Annotated in this window: 23 protein-coding genes; 14 read left to right on the forward strand and 9 right to left on the reverse strand. The window is 59.0% G+C overall.

Annotated elements, in window-relative coordinates; all coding sequences use genetic code 11:
- The first annotated feature begins 63 nt into the window (after positions 1-63).
- On the forward strand, positions 64-3,525 hold the full coding sequence (gene pyc, locus AB4Z52_RS04935) for a pyruvate carboxylase (protein WP_442216796.1): 3,462 nt from the start codon (positions 64-66) through the stop codon (positions 3,523-3,525).
- 54 nt (positions 3,526-3,579) lie between these two features.
- On the opposite strand, the gene AB4Z52_RS04940 is transcribed toward pyc, so the two are convergent.
- The 4 genes from AB4Z52_RS04940 to AB4Z52_RS04955 all read right to left on the reverse strand — a co-directional run bounded on the left by AB4Z52_RS04940 (position 3,580) and on the right by AB4Z52_RS04955 (position 6,965).
- The gene (locus AB4Z52_RS04940) at positions 3,580-4,341 is read right to left on the reverse strand and encodes an amino acid ABC transporter ATP-binding protein (RefSeq protein WP_442216797.1); all 762 of its coding nucleotides are present in this window, start codon (positions 4,339-4,341) and stop codon (positions 3,580-3,582) included.
- Positions 4,338-5,018 (reverse strand): amino acid ABC transporter permease, encoded by a 681-nt coding sequence (locus tag AB4Z52_RS04945; RefSeq protein WP_442216798.1) that lies wholly within the window; start codon positions 5,016-5,018, stop codon positions 4,338-4,340. Before AB4Z52_RS04945 ends, AB4Z52_RS04940 begins: the two co-directional genes overlap by 4 nt.
- Positions 5,019-5,130: 112 nt before the next feature.
- On the reverse strand, positions 5,131-5,904 hold the full coding sequence (locus tag AB4Z52_RS04950) for an amino acid ABC transporter substrate-binding protein (RefSeq protein WP_442217001.1): 774 nt from the start codon (positions 5,902-5,904) through the stop codon (positions 5,131-5,133).
- A 179-nt stretch (positions 5,905-6,083) separates the two neighbouring features.
- Positions 6,084-6,965, reverse strand: a complete 882-nt coding sequence (locus AB4Z52_RS04955) for a DMT family transporter (protein WP_442216799.1) — start codon at positions 6,963-6,965, stop codon at positions 6,084-6,086.
- A gap of 241 nt (positions 6,966-7,206) precedes the next feature.
- On the opposite strand from AB4Z52_RS04955, the gene AB4Z52_RS04960 reads away from it, so the two are divergent.
- From AB4Z52_RS04960 to hisC, 3 genes are all read left to right on the forward strand, one after another.
- Positions 7,207-8,397, forward strand: a complete 1,191-nt coding sequence (locus AB4Z52_RS04960) for an MFS transporter (RefSeq protein ID WP_442217002.1) — start codon at positions 7,207-7,209, stop codon at positions 8,395-8,397.
- Between the two features lie 103 nt (positions 8,398-8,500).
- Positions 8,501-9,754 carry a flavodoxin-dependent (E)-4-hydroxy-3-methylbut-2-enyl-diphosphate synthase gene (gene ispG / locus AB4Z52_RS04965; protein ID WP_442216800.1) on the forward strand — a complete coding sequence of 418 codons (1,254 nt, stop codon included), beginning with the start codon at positions 8,501-8,503 and terminating at the stop codon, positions 9,752-9,754.
- Positions 9,751-10,818: a histidinol-phosphate transaminase gene (gene hisC, locus AB4Z52_RS04970; protein ID WP_442216801.1), complete on the forward strand. Its 1,068-nt coding sequence runs from the start codon at positions 9,751-9,753 to the stop codon at positions 10,816-10,818. The genes ispG and hisC overlap by 4 nt, the downstream gene beginning before the upstream one ends.
- 18 nt (positions 10,819-10,836) lie before the next feature.
- On the opposite strand, the gene AB4Z52_RS04975 is transcribed toward hisC, so the two are convergent.
- Positions 10,837-11,751 (reverse strand): polyprenyl synthetase family protein, encoded by a 915-nt coding sequence (locus tag AB4Z52_RS04975; RefSeq protein ID WP_442216802.1) that lies wholly within the window; start codon positions 11,749-11,751, stop codon positions 10,837-10,839.
- A gap of 176 nt (positions 11,752-11,927) precedes the next feature.
- On the opposite strand from AB4Z52_RS04975, the gene mtgA reads away from it, so the two are divergent.
- The 5 genes from mtgA to AB4Z52_RS05000 all read left to right on the forward strand — a co-directional run bounded on the left by mtgA (position 11,928) and on the right by AB4Z52_RS05000 (position 15,030).
- The gene (mtgA, locus tag AB4Z52_RS04980; RefSeq protein WP_442216803.1) at positions 11,928-12,638 is read left to right on the forward strand and encodes a monofunctional biosynthetic peptidoglycan transglycosylase; all 711 of its coding nucleotides are present in this window, start codon (positions 11,928-11,930) and stop codon (positions 12,636-12,638) included.
- A gap of 99 nt (positions 12,639-12,737) precedes the next feature.
- A complete protein-coding gene (locus tag AB4Z52_RS04985) occupies positions 12,738-13,460 on the forward strand; it encodes a DUF1868 domain-containing protein (protein ID WP_442216804.1) in 723 nt (240 codons plus the stop codon).
- Between the two features lie 12 nt (positions 13,461-13,472).
- Positions 13,473-14,120, forward strand: coding sequence for a glutathione S-transferase family protein (locus AB4Z52_RS04990; protein ID WP_442216805.1), 648 nt, complete (start codon positions 13,473-13,475; stop codon positions 14,118-14,120).
- 161 nt (positions 14,121-14,281) lie between these two features.
- Positions 14,282-14,467: a 50S ribosomal protein L32 gene (gene rpmF / locus AB4Z52_RS04995; protein ID WP_006724402.1), complete on the forward strand. Its 186-nt coding sequence runs from the start codon at positions 14,282-14,284 to the stop codon at positions 14,465-14,467.
- Between the two features lie 158 nt (positions 14,468-14,625).
- The gene (locus AB4Z52_RS05000) at positions 14,626-15,030 is read left to right on the forward strand and encodes a hypothetical protein (protein ID WP_442216806.1); all 405 of its coding nucleotides are present in this window, start codon (positions 14,626-14,628) and stop codon (positions 15,028-15,030) included.
- Between the two features lie 183 nt (positions 15,031-15,213).
- Here AB4Z52_RS05000 and phaR read toward each other — a convergent pair whose 3' ends face one another.
- Complete coding sequence (gene phaR / locus AB4Z52_RS05005; protein ID WP_442216807.1) at positions 15,214-15,789, reverse strand: polyhydroxyalkanoate synthesis repressor PhaR; 576 nt, start codon at positions 15,787-15,789, stop codon at positions 15,214-15,216.
- A gap of 237 nt (positions 15,790-16,026) precedes the next feature.
- Here phaR and AB4Z52_RS05010 point away from each other — a divergent pair, with 237 nt between their 5' ends.
- Both AB4Z52_RS05010 and phbB read left to right on the forward strand, forming a co-directional pair.
- Positions 16,027-17,208 (forward strand): acetyl-CoA C-acetyltransferase, encoded by a 1,182-nt coding sequence (locus AB4Z52_RS05010; protein WP_442216808.1) that lies wholly within the window; start codon positions 16,027-16,029, stop codon positions 17,206-17,208.
- A 75-nt stretch (positions 17,209-17,283) separates the two neighbouring features.
- On the forward strand, positions 17,284-18,009 hold the full coding sequence (gene phbB, locus AB4Z52_RS05015; RefSeq protein ID WP_442216809.1) for an acetoacetyl-CoA reductase: 726 nt from the start codon (positions 17,284-17,286) through the stop codon (positions 18,007-18,009).
- Positions 18,010-18,386: 377 nt separating this feature from the next.
- Here the strand turns inward: phbB and AB4Z52_RS05020 are convergent, their stop codons facing one another.
- The 3 genes from AB4Z52_RS05020 to AB4Z52_RS05030 are packed head-to-tail and all read right to left on the reverse strand — an operon-like array spanning position 18,387 to position 19,252.
- Positions 18,387-18,638: a YMGG-like glycine zipper-containing protein gene (locus tag AB4Z52_RS05020; protein ID WP_442216810.1), complete on the reverse strand. Its 252-nt coding sequence runs from the start codon at positions 18,636-18,638 to the stop codon at positions 18,387-18,389.
- A 53-nt stretch (positions 18,639-18,691) separates the two neighbouring features.
- The gene (locus AB4Z52_RS05025) at positions 18,692-18,847 is read right to left on the reverse strand and encodes a DUF3309 family protein (RefSeq protein ID WP_111163067.1); all 156 of its coding nucleotides are present in this window, start codon (positions 18,845-18,847) and stop codon (positions 18,692-18,694) included.
- A gap of 42 nt (positions 18,848-18,889) precedes the next feature.
- Complete coding sequence (locus AB4Z52_RS05030; RefSeq protein ID WP_442216811.1) at positions 18,890-19,252, reverse strand: hypothetical protein; 363 nt, start codon at positions 19,250-19,252, stop codon at positions 18,890-18,892.
- Positions 19,253-19,856: 604 nt separating this feature from the next.
- On the opposite strand from AB4Z52_RS05030, the gene AB4Z52_RS05035 reads away from it, so the two are divergent.
- The 3 genes from AB4Z52_RS05035 to fdxA all read left to right on the forward strand — a co-directional run bounded on the left by AB4Z52_RS05035 (position 19,857) and on the right by fdxA (position 23,983).
- Complete coding sequence (locus tag AB4Z52_RS05035) at positions 19,857-23,030, forward strand: helicase-related protein (protein WP_442216812.1); 3,174 nt, start codon at positions 19,857-19,859, stop codon at positions 23,028-23,030.
- Between the two features lie 3 nt (positions 23,031-23,033).
- Positions 23,034-23,438 carry an RNA-binding S4 domain-containing protein gene (locus AB4Z52_RS05040; RefSeq protein WP_442216813.1) on the forward strand — a complete coding sequence of 135 codons (405 nt, stop codon included), beginning with the start codon at positions 23,034-23,036 and terminating at the stop codon, positions 23,436-23,438.
- 206 nt (positions 23,439-23,644) lie between these two features.
- Positions 23,645-23,983 carry a ferredoxin FdxA gene (fdxA, locus tag AB4Z52_RS05045; protein ID WP_442216814.1) on the forward strand — a complete coding sequence of 113 codons (339 nt, stop codon included), beginning with the start codon at positions 23,645-23,647 and terminating at the stop codon, positions 23,981-23,983.
- The last annotated feature ends 190 nt before the right edge of the window (positions 23,984-24,173 follow it).

The raw sequence follows: 24,173 nt of genomic DNA on the forward strand, positions 1-24,173 counted from the left end.
AGACGTTAAGAATTTTCTTCGCGGGTGCAGCATGCCCGCATCCCGCGCGTTGAGGAGATTGCCTTGCCCATTTCGAAGATCCTAGTCGCCAACCGGTCTGAAATTGCCATTCGCGTCTTTCGCGCCGCCAACGAACTCGGGATAAAGACGGTTGCGATCTGGGCAGAGGAAGACAAGCTGGCGCTTCATCGCTTCAAAGCCGACGAAAGCTATCAGGTCGGACGCGGGCCGCATCTGGCCCGTGATCTCGGGCCGATCGAAAGCTACCTGTCGATCGACGAAGTCATCCGTGTCGCCAAGCTATCGGGCGCCGATGCGATCCATCCAGGATATGGGCTGCTGTCCGAGAGCCCCGAATTCGTCGATGCCTGTAAGGAAGCCGGCATCATCTTCATCGGACCGAAGGGCGACACCATGCGCCAACTCGGCAACAAGGTGGCCGCGCGCAACCTGGCGATCTCGGTGGGCGTCCCGGTGGTGCCGGCAACCGAGCCGTTGCCCGATGACATGACCATCGTTGCCAAGATGGCGGAAGAGATTGGCTATCCGGTCATGCTCAAGGCCTCCTGGGGCGGCGGCGGTCGCGGCATGCGCGCCATCCGCGATCCCAAGGATTTGGCCAAGGAAGTCACCGAAGCCAAGCGCGAGGCGATGGCCGCTTTCGGCAAGGATGAGGTCTATCTCGAAAAGCTCGTCGAGCGCGCTCGCCATGTCGAAAGCCAGATCCTCGGCGATACGCATGGCAACGTCGTTCATCTGTTCGAGCGCGACTGCTCGATCCAGCGGCGCAACCAGAAGGTCGTCGAACGGGCGCCGGCGCCCTATCTGAGCGACGCGCAGCGCCAGGAGCTTGCCGCCTATTCCCTGAAGATCGCCGGCGCCACCGACTATGTCGGCGCTGGCACGGTCGAATATCTGATGGATGCCGACACCGGCAAATTCTACTTTATCGAAGTCAATCCGCGCATCCAGGTGGAGCACACGGTGACCGAAGTCGTCACCGGCATCGACATCGTCAAGGCGCAGATCCACATTCTCGACGGCTTTGCGATCGGCACGCCAGGCTCGGGCGTTCCGAAACAGAAGGATATCCGTCTGAACGGCCATGCGCTGCAGTGCCGCATCACCACCGAAGACCCCGAACATAACTTCATCCCGGATTACGGCCGCATCACCGCCTATCGCTCAGCCGCCGGCTTCGGCATCCGGCTCGACGGCGGCACCGCCTATTCCGGTGCGATCATCACCCGTTTCTACGATCCGCTGCTGGTCAAGGTCACCGCCTGGGCGCCGACGCCGGAAGAGGTGATCAGCCGAATGGACCGGGCGCTGCGCGAATTCCGGATCCGCGGCGTGGCGACGAACCTCACATTCCTTGAGGCGATCATCACGCATCCGAAGTTCCTCGACAACAGCTACACGACGCGCTTCATCGATACGACGCCGGAGCTCTTCCAGCAGGTGAAGCGCCAGGATCGCGCCACCAAGCTCTTGACCTATCTTGCCGACGTCACCGTCAATGGTCATCCGGAAGCCCGCGGCCGACCAACGCCGTCGTCGAAAATTGCCGAGCCCGTGCTGCCCTATATCGACGGCAAGGTGCCGGCCGGCACAAAGCAGCGTCTGGACAAGCTCGGACCGAAGAAATTCGGTGAATGGATGCGCAACGAGAAGCGCGTTCTGGTCACCGACACGACGATGCGCGACGGCCATCAGTCGCTGCTGGCAACGCGCATGCGGACCTATGACATTGCCCAGGTTGCCGGCACCTACGCCCGGGCGCTGCCGCAGCTCTTGTCGCTTGAATGTTGGGGGGGTGCTACCTTCGACGTCTCGATGCGCTTTCTGACAGAAGATCCGTGGGAGCGGCTGTCGCAGATCCGCGAAGGTGCGCCGAACCTGTTGTTGCAGATGCTTTTGCGCGGCGCAAACGGCGTCGGCTACAAGAACTATCCCGACAATGTGGTCAAATACTTCGTTCGCCAGGCAGCCAAGGGCGGCATTGATCTTTTCCGCGTGTTCGACTGCCTGAACTGGGTCGAGAACATGCGGGTATCGATGGATGCCGTCATCGAGGAGAACAAGCTGTGCGAGGCAGCGATCTGCTACACCGGCGACATTCTGAACTCGGCACGGCCGAAATACGATCTCAAATATTATACCGAGCTTGCCGTCGAACTTGAGAAGGCCGGCGCGCACATCATCGCCTTGAAGGACATGGCCGGTCTGTTGAAGCCGGCGGCGGCCAAGATCCTGTTCAAGGCGTTGCGCGAGGCGACCAGCCTGCCGATCCATTTCCACACGCATGACACGTCCGGCATTGCGGCAGCCACTGTGCTGGCCGCGGTCGATGCCGGCGTCGATGCCGTCGATGCGGCAATGGATGCTTTGTCCGGCAACACGTCGCAGCCATGCCTTGGCTCGATCGTCGAGGCGCTCAGCCGCACCGAACGTGATCCGGGTCTCGACCCCGAATGGATCCGGCGCATCTCGTTTTACTGGGAAGCGGTCCGTCACCAGTACACCGCGTTTGAAAGCGACCTTAAGGGGCCGGCCTCAGAAGTCTATCTGCATGAAATGCCAGGTGGCCAGTTCACCAATCTTAAGGAACAGGCGCGCTCGCTAGGGCTCGAAAGCCGCTGGCACGCGGTGGCGCAGGCCTATGCCGACGCCAACCAGATGTTCGGCGATATCGTCAAGGTGACGCCGTCCTCCAAGGTGGTCGGGGACATGGCGCTGATGATGGTGAGCCAGGATCTGACCGTTGCCGACGTCGTCAGCCCGGAAAAGGAAGTCTCCTTCCCGGAATCCGTCGTCTCGATGCTGAAGGGCGATCTCGGCCAGCCGCCGAGCGGATGGCCGGAAGCGCTGCAGAAGAAGGCGCTGAAGGGCGAAAAGCCCTACACGGGGCGTCCGGGCTCGCTGCTTGCCGAAGCCGACCTTGACGCGGAGCGCCAGGCGATCGAAGCCAAGCTTGAGCGCAAGGTCGACGATTTCGAATTCGCCTCATACCTGATGTACCCGAAGGTCTTTACCGACTTCGCCTTTGCCGCCGATACTTACGGCCCCGTGTCGGCGCTGCCGACGCCGGCCTACTTCTACGGTCTTCCCGAAGGCGGCGAGCTGTTTGCCGAGATCGAGAAGGGCAAGACGCTCGTCGTCGTCAACCAGGCAATGACCGCAACCGACGACAAGGGAATGGTCACCGTCTTCTTCGAACTGAACGGCCAGCCACGCCGCATCAAGGTGCCAGATCGCGCCCATGGCGCCACGGGCGGTGCCGTGCGCCGCAAGGCTGAGACCGGCAATGCCGCGCAGGTCGGTGCGCCGATGCCGGGCGTCATCTCGCGGGTGTTCGTCGCTGCGGGCCAGGCCATCAAGGCCGGCGACGTGCTTGTCTCGATCGAGGCGATGAAGATGGAAACGGCGCTGCATGCGGAGAAGGACGGCACCATCACCGAAGTGCTCGTACACGCCGGCGACCAGATCGACGCCAAGGACCTGTTGGTCGTCTACAGCGCCTGATCTGGAAAGATAGATTGCTATGGACCGAAGAGGCGGCCGGCTTAGCCGCCTTTTTCATATGTCGTAGCTGTGGCCAGCATTGAGCGTCGAGATGAAGCGCTTGGTTCGCTCCTGCGTCGGCGCACCGAAGATGTTGCGGGCCGATCCCGTCTCGACGACGCTGCCGGCCTCGAGGAACACGACATCGTTGGCGATTTTCGAAGCGAGCCTCAGATCGTGGGTCGCCATGACCATGGTCGTGCCCTCGCTTGCAAGCCGGGCAAGCACATCGACCACTTCGGCCGCCAGCTCCGGATCGAGTGCGGAAGTCGGCTCGTCGCACAGTAGCACCCGCGGAGAAGGGGCGAGCGCCCGCGCGATCGCGACACGTTGCTGCTGGCCGCCCGACAGCGTCGATGGCCATGCGTCCGCCTTGTGCGCCATGCCGACCTTGGTTAGGAGTTCCATTGCGTGGCGGTGCGCCCTGTCGGTCGGCCACTTCAGCACCGTCACCAGCCCTTCCATGACGTTCTCAATCGCGGTCTGGTGCGGAAAAAGCTGGAAGTTCTGAAAGACCATGCCTGTCTGGCGGCGGATTTTCTGGATTGCCTGCCAACCGGTTTTCTGCCCCGGCTTGAAGCTCTGTTCGGCCTCGCCGATGCGGATCGTGCCGGCGGTGGGTATTTCCAAAAGGTTGATGCAGCGCAGGAGCGTGCTCTTGCCACCGCCGGAGGGGCCGACAAGGGCGGTCACGTTGCCTTCCGGAATCCTGAGGCTGATGTCCTTCAGTATAACGGCGTCGCCGAAGCGCTTTTCGATGTTCGACAGCTCGATCATGCGCGCGTCTCCAGCATACCGCCATAGCGGGCAAAGCGACGTTCCAGGCGCTGTTGCAGTGTGGATAGAACCGAACTCAGAGCCAGATAGAGCAATGCGGCCTCGATATAGAGGATCAGCGGCTCGTAGGTGGTCGCGACGATGCGCTGGGCTGCCTGGAAAAGCTCCGGCACGGTGATTGCTGCTGCCAGCGACGTATCCTTGACCAGCGAGATAAAGGTGTTCGACAGCGGAGGTACGGCGACGCGGGAAGCCTGCGGCAGGATGGTTCGCTGCATGGCCTGACGCCAGCTCATGCCGATCGAATAGGCGGCCTCCCATTGGCCCTTCGGCACCGAGGAGATAACGGCGCGGATGATTTCGGAGGTATAGGCGCCGATGTTCAGCGTGAAGCCGATCAGCGCTGCCGGAAATGCGTCGAGCAGGATTCCGATGCTTGGGAGGCCGTAGAATATGACGAAGAGTTGCACCAGCAGCGGTGTGCCGCGGATGACCCAGACATAGAAGCGGGCAATTGCCGAGGCCGGGGCGGGACCGAAGAGCCGGGCAATGGCCGTGATCAACCCCAGCACAAGGCCGAAGGCGAAGGACAGAAGTGTCAGGGGGATCGTAAAGACGAGGCCCGCCCAGACCAGGGGCCAAAACGAATCCGCCATCAGGGATAGCCAATGCGACACGAAGGTCCCTTTCGATAAGAGAATGCGCCCAGGGGTTCCCAGACGCATTCAAGATAGGTCAACAGTAACTACACACCAGCGCGCCACAACGCAAAATCGCCGGTCCTGGCAACTACTTCGAGACGTCCTGGCCAAAGTACTTCTGCGAAATCTTCGCATAGGTCCCGTCCGCCTTGATCTCGGCGAGCGCTTTGTTGATGGCGTCGAGCAATTCCGGCTCGCCCTTGCGAATGATGGCTGCGGAATAGTCAGCATTCGCCTCCTGGGCGACGATCTTCACCGGCGCGTCGGGCTTGTGCTTCTTGAAGTCCAGGAACGAAAGGCTGTCATTGATCGTCGCATCGGCACGGCTGGTGAGCACGAGCTGGATCGACTGGTCGAAACCATCGGTGCCGACGAGTTCGGCGCCCGATTGCTGGGCGAGCTTGCCGAAGTTGCTGGTCAGGGATTGTGCCGACTTCTTGCCCTTCAGATCGGCGAAGCTCTTGATCGAGGTATCGTTGTCGCGAACGATGAGGACTGCCTTGGAAGCAATATAAGGCTCGGAGAAATCATATTTCTGCTTGCGCGCGTCGGTAATCCCGACTTCGTTGATGACGGTGTCGTAGCGCTTAGAATCGAGACCGGCGATCAATCCGTCCCACTTGCCTTCGAGGAACTGTGGCTTGACGCCGAGCTTTTGTGCGATCGCCTCGGCGATCTCGACATCGAAACCAACGAGCTTGCCGCTGCCGTCATGAAAGGTGAAAGGCGCGTAGGTGCCTTCCGTGCCGATCTTTAGGACGCCGGCGGATTTGACGGCCTGCAGGTTATCGCCGGCATGGGCGGGCAGCGAGATTGCAGCTTGAACGAGCGCCAAGGCGGCAAAGGTCTTCAACCAATTCATTGTCATGTTCCGTTTCTTTAAGCGTTGATAGAACGATGACGAATACATTGCAGAAATGAGCGCCCTGGGAAGCGTCGAAAACTGCAAAACAAATGAGCAAATGCGAATATTTTTCTCAAAGCCGTCTGGCACGCATGTTTTATCGGTCGTGAACGGTTTGTGATGAAACTCCGATCCACTTACGCCGGCTGGCGGCGTCGCATGCGCTCGCTGATAATGATGATGGCGCCGGCACTGAGGATGAGGATGGCGCCGAGAAATACGTTCTGTGGGGGAATATCGCTCCAAATCAGGTAGCCGAGAACGAATGCCCATACCAGCGAGGAATATTCAAACGGCGCCAGCACGGAAACGGGCGCCTGGCGCATGCCCTCAAACAGCGAGAACTGTGCCACTCCGGCAAGGATACCAGTGCCGCAGAGGAGAATGAATTCGTGTAAATTGGGCGTCTTCCAGTGAAGAAATGTCATGGCTCCCGTCATCAGCGTGAACAAGCCGTTAGAGACCGTCATCTGGATGAGGCTCCTTTCATGCAAGGCGGTCTTGCGCAGCAGCACCATGCCGCTTGCCCATAAGACCGCTGCTTGCAACGCAAGATAAACCGGCCAGGAAATCGTCAGGCCGACAGGATTGGAGGCGATTATTACGCCGCAGAATCCAACACCAACGGCCATCCAACGTGGCAAGGTGACCTTCTCCTTCAAGACGATCGTGGCCAATATCGTACCGACGATCGGTGCGGCGTAGTATAGCGTGGTGACTTCTGCAAGCTGCAGATATCTGGCGGCCGAATAATAGGATATCCAGGCGACCAGCAGCAGGATGCTTCGCACGATCATCGGCTTGATGATCGGCGAGCGGGAGACCTTCCTGACCAGCGACGGCCCTTCGACAAGAAGGCAGCCGCCAAGAATGGTTAGGCTTCGGATGAAAAGAATCTGCCACACCGGGATCGTCACCACGAGCAGCTTGATGGTTGCGTCGTGGACGGTGAAAAGCATATAGGCAAAGCTGGTGAGCAGAATGCCGTAGCCGACTTGGTTTTTCACGGGAGACACCACAGAGGCGCAAAAACGCGTCGATTATTGAAGGTTCAAGCGATAGGAGCAGGCGATTTCTTCGTCAATAGCCATATTCGACGGCCTGCACTTAAATCGGGATCTTGTCCTTTGGTTGCAGGCAACACCTCTCAATTTAACACCGCGAGACGAAACGTGACTGCCGATAAACTCGGACCTTGTTGCAAATTCAATCGATTTAAATATGGTGCGGCGGCGTTGAGGAGTGAGATTCATGGATGAAATGAAGCGAGTTGGCACTGTCCAGCCTGAAAAGAGCGGATTCTTCACAAAATCGCGCGCGGCTGTCTCGCTGCTGTTTTTGATGAATGGCTTCACCGTCGGTTGCTGGGCCCCGAAAATTCCGGAGTTCGCCGAGCGCCTCCAGCTCAGCAAATTCGAGCTCGGCTTGATGATCCTTTGTTTCGGCATCGGGTCGCTTGTCATGATGCCGATCGCCGGGGCGCAGATTGCCGGGCGCGGTTCCAAGATCGTGGTCAAGGTCACCGGCGGCCTGCTCCTGCCGAGCCTCATTGCATTGACGATCGCGCCCAATGTCTTGACGGGTGCCGTCGCGCTGTTCCTGTTCGGTGGCTTTGTCGGCGCGATGGACGTGGCGATGAATGCCAACGCCGTGGCGGTGGAGAAATCCATGCGTCGGGCGATCATGTCTTCATGCCACGCCTTCTGGAGCCTTGGCGGGCTGATAGGTTCTGCCCTCGGCGGTTTCCTGATCTCGCGGCTGAACGTGCTTGGGCATGCCGAGGTGGCGACCGTCCTCTCCGTCATCTTCCTTGCGGCGGCATGGCCGATGATCTTCAGTGATCAGCCGCATCCAAGCGAAAAAAAGCCGAACGCGCGTCTGCCGCTCATTGCGTTGCCGTGGTTGCTCGGCATTATGGCGCTGTTCTGCATGGTACCCGAAGGCGCGGTGCTCGATTGGGGCGCGCTCTATCTTCGCCAGGAGCTTGGTGCCAGCGTCACCCTGTCCGGCTTCGGGTTTGCCGCATTCTCGCTGACCATGGCGGTCATGCGCTTTGGCGGAGACCTGATCCGCGACCGGTTGGGCGCGGTGAAGACGCTGCGCTTATCGACCGTGTTCGCCATCGCTGGCATGCTCATGGCCAGCCTGTCTCCCGATGCCGCTATTGCCATCCTCGGCTTCGCGCTCTGCGGCATCGGCATTTCCAACATGGTTCCGATCGCCTTCTCAGCTGCCGGCAATATTCCCGGTCTGCAGCCCGGGATCGGCATCTCGGTCGTCACGACCATGGGATATTCGGGCATGCTGGTCGCGCCGTCGGCCATCGGGTTTGCTGCCGAGCATATCGGTTTTGCGGCCGTGTTCATGGTGCTCCCCGTGCTCCTTCTGATCGTCCTTGCGCTATCGAACCTTGCCCGCTACGCCGACGGGATCGGTCACAGCGCGCATTGAGCGCTAGGTCACCAAGCAAAAGTGATACCTGTGACGGTTGACAAGGCAGGCATCGTGATCCACCTGAGATGCATTGATTTTTGAGACTATCGAAGAGTTTTTCATGTTGTCAGCCACCGATTTTGATCCGAAGCCGCGCCGGTCTTCCGTCGCCGTCGATGTCGGCGGCGTCATTGTCGGCGGCGGCGCGCCGGTTGTCGTCCAGTCCATGACCAACACGGACACCGCCGATATCGATGCGACGGTCGCCCAGGTCGCGGCGCTGTTCAAGGCGGGGTCAGAGCTGGTGCGCATTACCGTCGATCGCGACGAGAGTGCTGCGGCCGTGCCGAAAATCCGCGAGCGGCTGTTGCGGCTCGGCCTCGACGTGCCGCTCATCGGCGACTTTCACTATATCGGTCACAAGCTGCTCGCCGATCACCCGGCCTGCGCCGAAGCGCTGGCAAAATATCGCATCAACCCTGGGAATGTCGGCTTCAAGGACAAGAAGGACAAGCAGTTCGCCGAGATCGTCGAAATGGCGATCCGCCACGACAAGCCAGTACGCATCGGCGTCAACTGGGGCTCGCTCGATCAGGATCTGCTGACCGCTCTCATGGACAGGAACCAGGCGGAGGGCTTCCCGCTTTCCGCCCGCCAAGTCACCCGCGAGGCGATCGTGCAGTCCGCGCTCATTTCCGCAAATCTCGCCGAAGAGATCGGACTTGCCCGCAATCGCATCATCCTTTCGGCCAAGGTTAGCCAGGTGCAGGACCTGATTGCCGTTTATTCGATGATCGCCGATCGCTCCGATCACGCCTTGCATCTCGGGCTTACCGAAGCCGGCATGGGCACCAAGGGCATCGTCGCGTCGTCAGCGGCCATGGGTTATGTTCTGCAGAATGGCATCGGCGATACGATCCGTGTATCGCTGACGCCGGAACCCAATGGAGACCGGACCCGTGAGGTACAGGTGGCGCAGGAAATCCTGCAGGTGATGGGCTTCCGCCAGTTCGTGCCGGTCGTTGCCGCCTGTCCCGGCTGTGGGCGCACCACCTCCACCGTCTTCCAGGAGCTGGCGCAGAATATCCAGGGCGACCTTCGCAAGAACATGCCGGTCTGGCGCGAGAAATATCCTGGCGTCGAGGCGCTGAACGTCGCTGTCATGGGCTGCATCGTTAATGGCCCTGGCGAGAGCAAGCACGCCGACATCGGCATCTCCCTGCCCGGCACCGGCGAAAGCCCCGCTGCCCCGGTCTTCATCGATGGCCAGAAGGCAATGACGCTTCGTGGCCCGAACATCGCCTCCGATTTTGAGGCTCTCGTAGCCGACTATATCGAAAAGCGCTTCGGCAGCAAAAACGTCGCTGCGGAATGAGCCGGTACTGGTCGCCGATTGTCAGCGGGCTCAAGCCGTATGTGGCTGGCGAGCAGCCCGCGGTTGCCGATCTCGTCAAACTGAATACAAATGAGAATCCCTATGGGCCTTCGCAGAGGGCTCTTGCAGCCATTCGGCAAGCGACCGACGACAGCTTGAGGCTCTATCCCGATCCAAACGCGACGGCGTTGAGGCAAGCGATTGCCAGCCGCTATCAGCTGGATGTCAACGAGATTTTCGTCGGCAATGGGTCGGACGAGGTGCTCGCGCACACGTTCCAGGCTTTGCTTCAGCACGAACTGCCCCTCCTCTATCCGGATATTACCTACAGCTTCTACGCATCATATAGTTTGCTATATGGCGTGAAGACGGTGCCAATTCCGCTTGACGAGACTTTTCAGGTTCGCCTCATGGACTATGATCGCGAGTGCGGGGCCATCATCCTACCCAACCCCAACGCTCCGACCGGGATAGCTCTGCCGCTGGTGGAAATCGAAGCGCTTGTCCGCCGCCATCAGGACAAGGTCGTTGTGATCGATGAGGCATATATCGATTTCGGTGGCGAGAGTGCTGCTTTCCTCGTTCGATCATGTCCGAATTTGCTGGTAATCCAGACCCTGTCGAAATCGCGCTCGCTCGCCGGGCTTCGTGTCGGCTTTGCCCTTGGCCAGCGCCCCTTGATTGACGCGTTGGAGCGCGTCAAAGACAGTTCCAACTCCTACCCGCTCGACCGTCTCGCGCAGGCCGGCGCCACGGCAGCCATTAAGGACGAGGAGTGGTTCGAGACTTGCCGGCTGAAGGTAATGGCCAGTCGAGATCGGTTGGCGCAGGAGCTCGCCGGCCTTGGATTCCACGTGCTGCCCTCGGCGGCGAATTTTTTGTTCGCAAGCCACCCCGGCAAGGACGGAGCAACGCTTCAGTCGCAGCTTCGCTGCCATGGCGTCATCGTCCGCCACTTTGCCGATCCGCGTATTTCCAATTTTCTTCGCATCAGCGTCGGCACGGACGAACAATGCAGGAAACTGGTGGCCGCTCTGAAAGATCTTCTGTCAGCCCCGAACTGAGCCTGCGGGCAAAGTCGATCAACTTTTGCGGCTTGCGACAAAGTGCGCGGCTTCGACAAGCACGGAAGCCCGTTTGCCAAATGGCGCGAGAAGTTCGGCCGCCTCCTGGACTTGCCGCGTAAGGGCGGCTTCAACCCATGCCTGGCCGTGCAGGGCGATGAGAGTGCCCTTGCCGCGGGCGGCATCCTTGCCGGTTGCCTTGCCCATAGTGGCAGCATCGGCGGTCAGGTCGAGGAGGTCGTCGGCGAGCTGGAAGGCAAGACCAATCTTCTCACCGAATGCGGATAGGCGCCGGCGGACGTCGAGGTCCGCGCCGGCGATAATGGCGCCAGCCTCGCAACCAAAGCGGATCAATGCCCCGGTCTTCATCGCCTGGAGGGTCATAATGCCCTGTTCGTCGGGTGTCTCTTTTTCCGCGGCAAGATCGAGCGCCTGGCCGCCGGCCATGCCGCCGATACCAGAGGCGCGTGAGAGCGCCAGGATAAGCTCCAGCTTTTGAGGCGGCGAAAGCTGCGTTTCGGCGGCTGCAATAATATCGAATGAATAGGTGAGAAGGCTGTCGCCGGCCAGAATCGCCGTGGCTTCGTCAAATGCGATGTGCACGGTTGGCTTGCCGCGGCGCAGGTCGTCGTCGTCCATGGCAGGCAGGTCATCATGGACCAGCGAATAGCAATGGACACATTCAAGCGCCGCGCCAATCCGCAAGGCAACATTCGCATCGCCGCCGAGAAGCGCAGAGCTTTCGATGACGAGAAATGGACGCAACCGCTTTCCGCCGTTCAAGACACCATGACGCATCGCCGCCAATAGCGAGGCAGGTCGGGCGCGTTCGCCATCAAGACAGGTATCTGCCAATAGCTGGGCAAGCATGGCCTCGACCCTTGCGGCATTTTCCTTGAGACGGTGTTCGAATTGAGTGGTTCGGCTATCCATGCCGCTGTTTCGCACGCGCGGTTGCGGCTGGCAACGGGGTTGTCAACAGGAGGCAAGCAGATTCAGCCACCGCTATGGTCATCCGCTAATACAGGCGATATGACAACGTCTGTCGGACAGCAACAGGCTTACCGGAATTGGACATTTCGACTGACAGCGAGGCGGAGGAGGCCCAGATGCCGCGGCGGCGCAGTCGGCTGGCGTTGCTGAATGGACGTCCGCTCTGGCAGCGCGTGCTGGTGGTCCTGTTGGCGCTCCTCCTCCTGCCCTATCTCCTTATCGCGCTCTACGTGTTTCCCTTCGTTCATCCGGTATCGACCTTGATGCTGCGCGATGCGGTCATGCTGCGAGGCTACGACCGGCGCTGGGTGTCGTTCGACGAAATCGCGCCAGTTCTTGTGCAATCGGTGATGACCTCGGAGGATGGACAATTCTGCTTCCATGGCGGCGTCGACTGGGGTGAAATGCGGACGCTGGCTGTCGATGCGCTCCACGGTCAGTCCACACGCGGCGGCAGCACCATTCCCATGCAGACGGCAAAGAACCTGTTTCTCTGGAACGGCAGGTCCTTTGTTCGCAAGGCACTGGAACTGCCGCTGGCCGTGACGTCATCATTCGTCTGGTCCAAGCGGCGTATGATGGAGACCTATCTCAACGTGGCCGAGTGGGGGCCAGGAATCTATGGCATCGAAGCTGCATCCCGCTACCATTTCAAGATACCTGCGTCGAAGCTATCGGCCAGGCAGGCGGCTCTTCTAGCTGTGTCGCTTCCCAATCCGATCGACCGGGTCGCCAGCAAGCCCGGGCGGGGATTGCGCCAGCTGGCCTTGCTCATCCAGCGACGGGCGCAAGGCTCCGGCGAGTACATCAAATGTCTTTATGATTGACATCAGAACTTGTCGTTCGATCATCGGGTTGTCATCTGGCATTCTTGCTCATGACGTAATTGGCAGGTCACCTTCCAATCAACGACTGGATCTGCCCCTATGAGCGTTGCCTCCCTCTCGCCGGACCTGTTAAAATATTCCAAGAGCCGCCATCCCGAACCGCCGCCGCATTTCGGCACGCGCTTCAATGCGTCCGGCGACTTTCAATACGAGCCGGGTAACACCATTGTCTGCCACGTCGTTGAGGGTTCGCGGACGCAGGAGGTGCTAATTGACGCGCGGGCGCGGTTTCTGGCAATGCCGGAGGCAAAGCAGCTTGCTTTCACACCGATCTCCAGCCTGCACATGACCCTGTTCCAGGGCATTATCGAGTATCGCCGCAAGCCGCTGTTCTGGCCGACGGATCTTGCCCACGACACGTCGATTGACGAGATGACCGACGTCATGCTGGAGCGCCTCGGAGCATTTCCAGCGCAGGAGCCATTCAATGTCGCGGTCACACATGCCCGGCCGACTGGGCTGATCGTCGAGGGGGCCACGGAAGCAGACCGACGCACGATGCGGTCGTGGCGCGATGCCTTCGCCGACGTTCTCGGCTACCGCCATCCCGACCACGAAGACTATGTCTTTCACGTCACCTTTGACTATGTGATCGAGCGGCTGGAAGATGATGCCCTGCCGCGTTGGCAGCAGCTGTTGGACGAGGTCGCCGCCGATATTCGTGATCGCGCTCAAGTCCTCGAGCTCAACCCGCCGGCATTCTGTTCGTTCGACGACATGAACCATTTCGAAGAGCTATTGGTGTTCGACTTCAAGCCCTGACAGGATAGGATAATGAATAAGCTAACCCTCTATATCGGCAACAAGAACTATTCCTCGTGGTCGTTGCGCCCATGGCTGGCGATGGAGGGGTGCGGTGTCGATTTCGAGGAGGTGCTTATTCCCTTCGATATGCCCGCCGGTAATCCGCGCTTCCATGCGATCTCGCCGACAGGCCGCGTGCCGGTTCTGCACCACGGCGATGTCAGGGTCTGGGAATCGCTTTCGATCATCGAATATGTCGCCGAGCTCTTTCCGCAGGCCGGTCTCTGGCCGGAAAATAGTGCGTACCGGGCCAAGGCGCGTTCAATCTCAATGGAGATGCTGTCAGGCTTCCTTGCCCTGCGGGGTGCATGCCCGATGAACCTTCGCCGCCCGAAGAGACGAATAGCGCTCCCCGACGGCGTCATGGCTGACGTGGCGCGCATTGAAGCGATCTGGCGCGATATGCGTGCCCATTCGGGCGGGCCTTTCCTGTTTGGTGCATTTTCCGCAGCTGACGCGATGTTTGCGCCTGTCGTCAATCGTTTTGAGACCTACGAGTTGGTGACGGCTGCCGATACGTTGAGCTATATGGCTGCAATGAAGGCGCACCCCGCCTGGAGGAAATGGCAAACGGCTGCGCTGGAGGAAAGTTGGGTCGTTCCTGAGGACGAGGCATAGGATGAAAGCCCTCGGCAAAAAAAGTGCCGAGGGACTGGTCAAACCGCGAAGAGCCATGTATAGCAGCGCAAAATTTGCGAAATCAATGCGTGGATGCATGTCCGATTTCGGTCGCTCAACCGGCCGATACCATGCTTCTTGCGTCAAGTGGAGTAACGAGAATGGCTGTACCGAAAAGAAAAACGAGCCCGTCCAAGCGTGGCATGCGCCGCTCGGCTGACGCTCTGAAGGCATCGACCTACGTTGAAGACAAGAACTCCGGCGAACTGCGCCGCCCGCATCATATCGATCTGAAGACCGGTATGTATCGCGGCCGCCAGGTTCTGACGCCGAAGGAAAGCGCATAATTTCTTGCGCAAGTTAAGAATTGACCATTGAGGCTGGCTTTGCGCCGGCCTTTTTGTTGTGCTGAAATGGCAATTAGATCGCATACATTCCAACTTGCTATTATTTAGTCTATGACTTGCGGCATATATCCATATCCCACAAGGGAGTGCTGCCGACCATGATTGCCGCCTTTCCACTGATGATCATCCCGTTCGTGCTCTATAACCTTGCCATGTTGGGCTTGATGGGCAGTGGTGGCATCGTCGCGCTGAACAACGATGTCATCGTTTTATCCATGCTATCGGGGGCAATGTGGAGCATGGCACTCGGCGACCTTTTCATCATCGTTGCTCTTGTTCTTCTATTCTTCGAGATCTTGAAAGCGACCCGCAATACCGGCTCGCTCAGCAATCACCTGTTGTCGATGTTGGTATTCATCGCTTTCCTAGTCGAATTCCTGCTGGTCCGGGATGCAGCGACGCAGATCTTCTTCATCCTCATGACGATCGCCTTTATCGACGTCATCGGCGGGTTTGCCGTTTCGATCCGCACCGCCGGGCGCGACGTTTCCATCGGCTTGTAGGATTGGCCACATGGGATTAGCGGCAACGATATCGTTATAGGGATGGTGTGACCAGTAAGATCGGAACCGACAGCAAATGCCGCCGAAACTGCGCACGATACCTTAATCGTCATCGGTGCAATGAGCATATGACCGCAGCTTGCGCCGCGTTCATATGTCTGCCATCAAAGCGATAGGCCCGTTTCAGAGGCTGTCGAGCTTGCTTTGCAGCGCGCGCAGCTGTTCCTTCAATTCGTCGATATCCTTTGCCTCGGCCTTCCGGCTTTCCTTAACGGCAGGGGGCTTCATGAACGGTGAGAACATCTGCATCGCTTGCTGAAACATGTCGGTGTTGCGGCGCACTTGCTCTTCGACCATCTGGATCGGCAGCGACAGGTTCTTGGTAAGCGGCGTCTCACCAAATGCACGGTTGATCTGCTCGCGCATCTGCACCTGCTGCTCGGTAAAGGCTTTCATCGAATGCTCGAGAAAGCTCGGCACCACCATCTGCATCTGGTCGCCATAATAGCCGATAAGCTGCCGCAGAAATGAGATCGGCAGCAACGTATTGCCGGTCTTCGATTCCTGTTCAAATATGATCTGCGTTAAAACTGAATGCGTTATGTCGTCGCCGCTTTTGGCATCCTGAACATTGAACTCCTCCCCCTTCTTCACCATTTCCGCCAGGTCGTCCAGCGTGACGTAGGTGCTGGTGCCGGTGTTGTAGAGCCGGCGGTTTGCATATTTCTTGATTACGATCTGGCCCTCGTTTTTCGCCATTATCAGTCTCCTAACCCCGTCTGATTGTATGGATACTCCTCCATCAGGGAGTGTAGACGCAAAGGAAGGCCGGTGACAATCGCTTTGTGCAATGCGGCAAGCCCTTTCCAGGAATTGCGTTTTTCAACTGATATGACGGCCAGGTGAAATCTTTAAAGCCCAAAATTCTTGTCGTTTGACTTGAGCGGCAAGCTTTGTCAGGGTCGCCTCTAGTGGTCAGCAATCGAGGAGGCTTCCATGAGCAATCCATCTATCGTCATCGCCAGCGCAGGACGCACTGCCGTTGGCGCCTTTAATGGCGCATTCGCATCCATCCCGGCGCACGAACTCGGCGCCGCAGCGATCACGGGCGCGCTGGAGCGCGCCGGCGTCGATCCCAACGAAGTCGACGAGGTGATCCTCGGCCAGGTGCTGCAGGCAGCCGAAGGGCAGAACCCCGCGCGCCAGGCTGCGATCAAAGCAGGCGTGCCGAAGGAGGCGACCGCCTGGAGCGTCAACCAGCTCTGCGGCTCAGGCCTGCGCGCCGTTGCGCTCGGCATGCAGCAGATCGCCTTGGGGGATGCCAAGATCATCGTCGCCGGCGGCCAGGAATGCATGTCAATGGCGCCTCATGCTGCGAACCTGCGCTCGGGCACGAAAATGGGCGACATGAAGATGATCGACACCATGATAAAGGATGGCCTGACCGACGCATTCTACGGTTACCACATGGGCATCACAGCCGAGAATATTGCCCGCCAATGGCAGCTTTCGCGGGAAGAGCAGGATCAATTTGCCGTTTCATCGCAGAATAAGGCGGAGACGGCCCAAAATGCCGGACGTTTCAAGGACGAGATCATTCCGTTTCTCGTAAAGAGCCGCAAGGGCGATGTCAGCATCGATGCCGATGAATATATCCGTCACGGCTCGACGCTCGAGGGAATGGCAAAGCTGCGCCCGGCCTTTGACAAGGAGGGTACGGTTACCGCCGGCAACGCTTCCGGTCTCAATGACGGTGCCGCCGCCGCGGTTCTCATGACGGAGGCCGAAGCCGGGCGGCGTGGTATTCAGCCGCTTGCCCGCATCGTTTCCTGGGCGACGGCCGGCGTTGATCCGCAGATCATGGGAACAGGACCGATCCCGGCGTCGCGCAAGGCGCTGGAAAAGGCCGGCTGGTCGATCGGTGATCTCGATCTCGTCGAGGCGAACGAAGCCTTTGCTGCCCAGTCCTGCGCAGTCACCAGGGAATTGGGCCTCGATCCTTCAATCGTCAACGTCAACGGAGGTGCGATCGCCATCGGCCATCCGATCGGAGCGTCCGGTGCCCGCGTCCTCAATACGCTTCTGTTCGAGATGAAGCGTCGTGGCGCGAAGAAAGGTCTTGCCACGCTTTGCATCGGTGGCGGCATGGGAGTCGCCATGTGCTTCGAGGCGCTTTGAATAGCGTGCCATTAATGTTTCAATGAGCCGTTGCGTGAAGTCAGTCACGCAACGGAAAAGTAAGGGGAGGGGAACATGAGCAGAGTAGCCCTTATTACCGGTGGCACCCGTGGCATCGGCGCGGCGATCGCAATGGCGCTCAGAAATGCCGGATACAAGGTCGCTGCGACCTACGCCGGAAACGACGAGAAGGCGCAGGCCTTCCATGAGGTGACAGGTATTGCTGTCTACCGCTGGGATGTCACAGATTATGATGCCTGCGGAACCGGCATCGCCAAGGTGTCGGCCGATCTCGGGCCGGTCGAAATTCTTGTGAACAATGCCGGCATCACTAGGGACGCCATGTTCCACAAGATGACCCCGCAGCAGTGGCACGAGGTCATCAATACCAACCTTACCGGGCTCTTCAACATGACCCACCAGGTATGGTCTGGAATGCGTGATCGCAGCTTTGGCCGCATCATCAACATCTCTTCGATCAACGGACAGAAGGGGCAGATGGGGCAGGTGAACTATTCGGCCGCCAAGGCCGGTGATCTCGGCTTCACCAAGGCTCTCGCCCAGGAGGGCGCCTCAAAAAACATCACCGTCAACGCGATCTGCCCCGGCTATATTGCGACGGAAATGGTGCTGGCCGTGCCCGAAAAGGTGATGAATGAGCGCGTGCTCCCACAGATTCCGATCGGCAGGATCGGAGAACCTGAAGAGATCGCGCGATGCGTGGTTTTCCTTGCGGCTGATGACGCCGGCTTCATTACCGGCTCGACGATCAGCGCCAATGGCGGCCAGTTCGTCGTTTAGGTGGCTTTTGAAGAGGTTGGCTGCCTCGCTCGGTCAGGTCAGTTTTGGCCGGACCGGCGACGGCTGCGCAGTTTGACAGGAATCGGGCGCCGAATCATTTTGCCTTCTTGCAAGATGGCAGTCGCCAGTGTGGTTATCGCGGCCGAAAGAAGGATGAGCGTTGTGATATTTGTGATTGCCTCGGCCATATTGCCGGTCCTTTCAACAAAATAACCCGATTCTATCGGTTCGGCGCGGGCTCTAATGCTCGCATAACAACGATATCGGTATCCACGCTTGCAAGCGGAAGGCTCGATTCTGGAAACCGATCGTCAACCAAGCGTTGACGATCGGCATAGATGCAAAAACGGACGCCGAAGCGTCCGTTCAGGACTGTTTTAGTTGCAACGGGCCTCATAACGGCGGCCATAGCGATCGCGATAGATGCAATAGCCCTGGCGCTGCGAGCGGCCGATAAGATTGCCGACAACACCGCCTGCCACTGCGCCGATGGCAGCGCCACCCCAGCTATGCGAAACAGCGCCGCCGATAATTGCGCCGCTACCTGCGCCAATGGCGGTTCCCTGCTCCTCAGGCGTGCAGGACGCGAGTGTGCCGATAAGAGCGATTGCGATTACAAGTTTCTTCATGTCACTGCTCCGTGGATCTCTGATTACATAACTGATCTAGTATTTATTGCGTGTCAAATCCGTCCCAATAACACCAGGACGAGGATAATTACGACAACAAGTCCCAGTCCTCCCGACGGGCCGTAGCCCCAACCACTGCTATATCCCCAATTCGGCAGCGCGCCAATCAGCAGCAAAATGAGAATGACAAGCAATATTGTGCCAAGCATGGTCCATTTCCTCCAGCATCCAACCAGCGATATTCGCTGACATTAGAAACTTCTTTCACAGGAAATTGTTCCATGGCCTTTAAGGGCGGCATTCCGTCCCCGCGACAACATCGACCCCGCCCCGCTTTTCCACAGCCATGACATGCATGGAGCCGCAAAGAGGATCTTGTGCAAAGTGAAGGCAAGGTTAAAAATGCCATAAATATAAATGCTTGAGACCAATCGGCCCTCAGCTTGCACGCCGTTGGTTTGCTTTCGACGCAGAAGCGGCATTTCCCTGGCGGCACCTAACGACGGCTCGGCTTTGGTCAGATGCAAGTATGGACGTTGGGCCGGCAGGTTGTCAGAGGTTGGCGCGATAGGATCACAATTCAACCTTGGAATGAATTTATTGAAGATATCCACGATCCTCTATCGAGGCATCGTCTCAATCTCCGATTCATTCCAATTCTGCGGCTCAACCATCCAGAGTCCTGTATGTCGGCGCGAGAATCACACTAGATATGGTGGCACCACCAGATCGACCCGCTGATTTCAAGCCGGCAGCGCCAATTTTCATGCACCTCTCGGCTACGGGCCGCAGCGCTTTGCAGATCGGAATTTTGCGATGTTTTACAAATTGTTAACAGCTACAATCAATTGGTGTCGCATGCTTTTTTGATAAATGATTGTTGCTCGCGCAAGCACGCGGCCGGGCATCCGCCCGATTCAGCATCTGGTGCGATTGCGCCATTTCTGTCCTATATGTAGCGATGAACAAAGCAAGAACTCGTTCGAGTCAGCGATTCGTCGCCGATTCGTTCCCAACGTGTTCTCCGAAGGCCGGACTCGCGCTGGCTGTGCGTCGAATGTACCTTCTGGTTGTGCACAAAGGCCGAGTATATTTCATTTTCGCCGTCCTTTTTTGCCTCAGGTCTTGCCTTTGTCGCATATGCTCGTCATCTGTTGCTCACTTCACGGAGGAGCGCGTTGACGGAAACGCGACCGCGCCTCATCCTTACATGGACATATGACCCTGACTTCGCAGCCCATGATCCTAAGCGGACGCGGCGTGACCGCAGTGCTTGGACCGACCAATACCGGTAAGACGCATTATGCCATCGAGCGCATGGTGGCGCATGGCAATGGCGTTATTGGATTGCCGCTGCGCCTTTTGGCGCGCGAGGTCTATACGCGCGTCGTCGAAAAGGTCGGCGCGCAGAACGTCGCCCTGGTCACTGGCGAGGAGAAGATCTCGCCGCCAAATGCGCGCTACTCCGTCTGCACTGTCGAGGCGATGCCACGGGAGACGAGGGCGTCGTTCGTCGCCATCGACGAGGTGCAGCTCGCCGGCGATCTTGAGCGCGGACATATCTTTACCGATCGCATTCTGCATTTGCGCGGCCGGGACGAGACGCTGCTCTTGGGCGCAGGCACGATGCGGCCGATCCTCGAGCATCTGTTGCCTGGCATTACCGTTGTCGAGCGCCCGCGGCTTTCGCACCTGTTTTATGCCGGCCAGAAGAAAATCACCCGTCTGCCGCAGCGCTCCGTCGTCGTTGCCTTCTCGGCCGATGAGGTCTACGCGATCGCCGAGCTCATTCGCCGCCAACGCGGAGGTGCCGCCGTGGTGCTCGGGGCGCTCAGTCCGCGGACGCGCAACGCCCAGGTTGCGCTCTACCAGGCGGGCGATGTGGAATATCTGGTGGCGACGGACGCCATCGGCATGGGCTTGAACCTTGACGTCGATCACGTCGCCTTTGCCCAAGATCGGAAATTCGACGGCTATCAGTTCCGCCATCTAAATCCCGGAGAACTCGGCCAGGTCGCCGGCCGCGCCGGCCGGCATCTCAGGGACGGCACGTTTGGCGTGACCGGCCAGGTCGATCCGCTTGACGACGATCTGGTGCGCCGGATCGAGGGGCATGAATTCGACAATGTCAAAGTTCTTCAGTGGCGGACCAAGGAGTTCGATTATTCCTCGATCGCCGCCCTGCACTCGAGCCTGGATGCCGTGCCGAAAATTTCCGGTTTGACGCGGGCGTTGCCGGCTGTCGACCAACAAGCCCTGGAGCAGCTGTCGCGCTATCCTGAGATCATCGATCTGGCGACTGGGGCCGAGCGTGTCGAGAAATTGTGGGAAGCTTGCGCGCTGCCCGATTACCGGCGTATCACGCCGGCGCAGCATGCCGATCTTATCGCCACCCTCTTTTCCGATCTGGTTCGCTATGGCACTGTCAAAGAAGACTTTCTCGCCGAGCAGGTGCATCGTGCCGACCGAACGGATGGCGAGATTGACACGCTTTCGGCACGAATCGCGCAGATAAGGACCTGGACCTATGTGTCGAACCGGCCCGGCTGGCTTGCCGATCCGACACACTGGCAAGAAAAGACGCGGGAAATCGAAGATCGATTGTCCGATGCGTTACATGAACGGTTGACGAACCGCTTTGTTGATCGCAGGACATCTGTGCTCATGAAGCGCCTGAGAGAGAATGCAATGCTGGAAGCTGAAATCAGTGTAAATGGGGATGTCTTTGTTGAAGGACATCATGTGGGACAGTTGACCGGTTTCCGGTTCACGCCCATCGGGGGAACTGAGGGACCTGATGCAAAGGCTGTCAATGCAGCCTCGCTGAGGGCGCTTGCGCTGGAATTCGAAGCGCGGGCTGCTCGCATGCACGCAGCCGGCAACAGCGATCTGGCCGTCAGCGCCGATGGTATGGTGCGTTGGCTCGGCGATCCCGTGGCTCGTCTGGTCGGCAGCGATCATGTCATGCGGCCGCGCGTCATCCTGCTTGCCGACGAACAATTGACGAGCAACGCCCGCGATCATGTTGCCACGCGCATCGAGCGCTTCGTCAATCATCATATCAGCACCGTGCTGAAACCGCTCGACGACCTGTCGCGCGCGGAGGATCTGCAAGGTCTTGCCAAGGGGCTTGCTTTCCAGCTCGTTGAGAACCTTGGCGTGCTTTTCCGCCGGGATGTAACCGAGGAAGTAAAGTCGCTCGATCAGGATGCCCGCGCCTCCATGCGCCGTTATGGCATCCGGTTCGGCGCTTATCATATCTTCGTGCCCGCGCTGCTGAAGCCGGCACCCGCTGAGCTCATCACATTGCTCTGGGCCTTGCGCAACGATGGCCTGGACAAGCCCGGCTATGGCGACCTCATCCCTGTCCTTGCCGCCGGTCGCACCTCCGTCGTCACCGACCCCACCTATGAACGAACGTTCTATAAGCTTGCAGGCTTCCGTTTTCTCGGCAAGCGCGCGGTGCGTATCGATATCTTGGAGCGTCTGGCGGATATCATCCGCCCGTTGCTGCAGTGGAAGCCGGGCCAGGCCGCTCGTCCTGAGGGTGCCTATGATGGTCGTCGGTTTACGACCACCACTGCGATGCTGTCCATCCTCGGTGCAACGCTCGATGATATGGAAGAGATCCTCAAGGGTCTCGGCTATCGCGCCGATGCGGTGAAACCCGAGGAGGCCGCCGCCTATCTCGCCTCGCATGGGGTGCCGGCGGCATTGGCTTCTTCTGCCGAAGCCTCCGAAAAGGCAGATCACGACGACGCCGACCACGCCGGGGAAGAGCCGGCGCAGGAAGCCCCTGCAGTCGAGCCAGCAGCCGCTCCTGCCATTGCGGAGGCTCCAGCAGTCCTCGTGGAGGCGTCAGGTGCTGGCGAACCGCCGACCGACGGCTCCTCGCAATTGCCAGGTGCGGAAGTGATTGCCGCGGAAGCTGTAGAGCCGAAACCGGTGCTGCTTTGGCGGCTTGGCGGGCGCAACGACAATCAGCGCCAACCCCGCAATCACGGTGATCGCCGGCCTCACCATGGAGGCGGCCAAGGACAGGGGCAGGATCAAGCCCAAAACAACAACCGTCGCAATGGTGGCGAACATGCAGCGGCAGCCCCCGCGACTGAGGGCAATCGCGAGGCGCGTGGCAATCGCGGCAAGCCCGGCAAGGAAGGTGGCGGTGGCCGCCCACCACAGCAGGGCAACCGCGGTGATCGCAACAATGATCGCCAGGATCGCGGTGACCGCAAGGATCGCAACGACCGCAATGATCGCGGAAACAACCGGCCCGGCGGAGCATCGCAGCCGTTGCGCTTCGAAGCCAAGCCACCACGCAAGGAAAAGCCGATCGATCCGGATTCGCCCTTTGCCAAGCTCGCTGCTCTCAAGGAGCAAATGAAGAAGTAAGCCATGACGGAAGAAAGGCAGCCATCACCCGGTCCGCGTCAGCGTATCGATAAATGGCTGTTTTTCGCGCGCATGGCCAAATCTCGATCGCTGGCACAGGTTTTCGTCCAAAAAGGACATGTGCGGATCAACGGCGAGCGCGTGGTGCAGCCGAGTTACGGCGTCAAGCCCGGCGACCGGATCGAGCTGACCCTGGAGCGGCGGGATCTTGTCCTGGTGGTGAAACTGCCAGGCAGCAGGCGCGGCCCGTTCGAAGAAGCAAGGCAGCTCTATGACGATCTGACACCTCAGCCTGCTGAGGCAAAACGTCTCACCTCGCTGGAACAGGCGTTGCGCTCTCCAGGTGCCGGGCGTCCCACCAAGCGCGAGCGTCGGGCGATAGATCGGCTGATGTCGGACGACGATTAGAAAACTCTGTTGCAATGCGGCAGATTTCCGGATGGTTTATCCTTGAAATCCGCCGATAAAGCCGATACCTCACGTGCAACCTGCTGGCAAACCGCCGGTCGGCATGTATGCATCTTATCGCATCCTCATGTCCGCGCCGGCTCCCGAGGAAAGGCGCGACGTTCCAGGTTGCCCGCCCCGGAGAACACAAACTCCTGGAGTGTTTCATGACTTATGTCGTGACCGATAACTGCGTACGCTGCAAATACATGGATTGCGTCGAAGTATGTCCCGTAGATTGCTTCTATGAGGGCGAGAACTTCCTGGTCATTCATCCCGATGAATGCATCGACTGCGGTGTTTGCGAGCCGGAATGTCCGGCTGAGGCGATCAAGCCGGATACCGAACCGGGCCTCGACAAATGGCTGAAGATCAACGCCGACTATGCAGCCATCTGGCCGAATATCACCGTGAAGCGTGATCCTTTGCCGGATGCGAAAGCCATGGATGGCGAGGAAGGCAAGTTCGAGAAGTATTTCTCGGCCGAACCCGGTCAGGGCGATTGACGCTCTGACACCGGCGTCTGGCTTTGACCCAAGAGCCTAGATCGAAATGAACCGCTTAAACGTATCATCGTTGACGTTTTTTGAGACGGGCCTGCGACGCCCGTTGAAGCGGACGAAGCAAATTATTGATTTCCTCAGATTTTTGTGATAGCTTCCTCATACTGATCCATTGTGGCATATCGCATGCCTC

It is taken from the genome of Rhizobium sp. 2YAF20 (assembly GCF_052114685.1).
Lineage (GTDB): Bacteria > Pseudomonadota > Alphaproteobacteria > Rhizobiales > Rhizobiaceae > Rhizobium.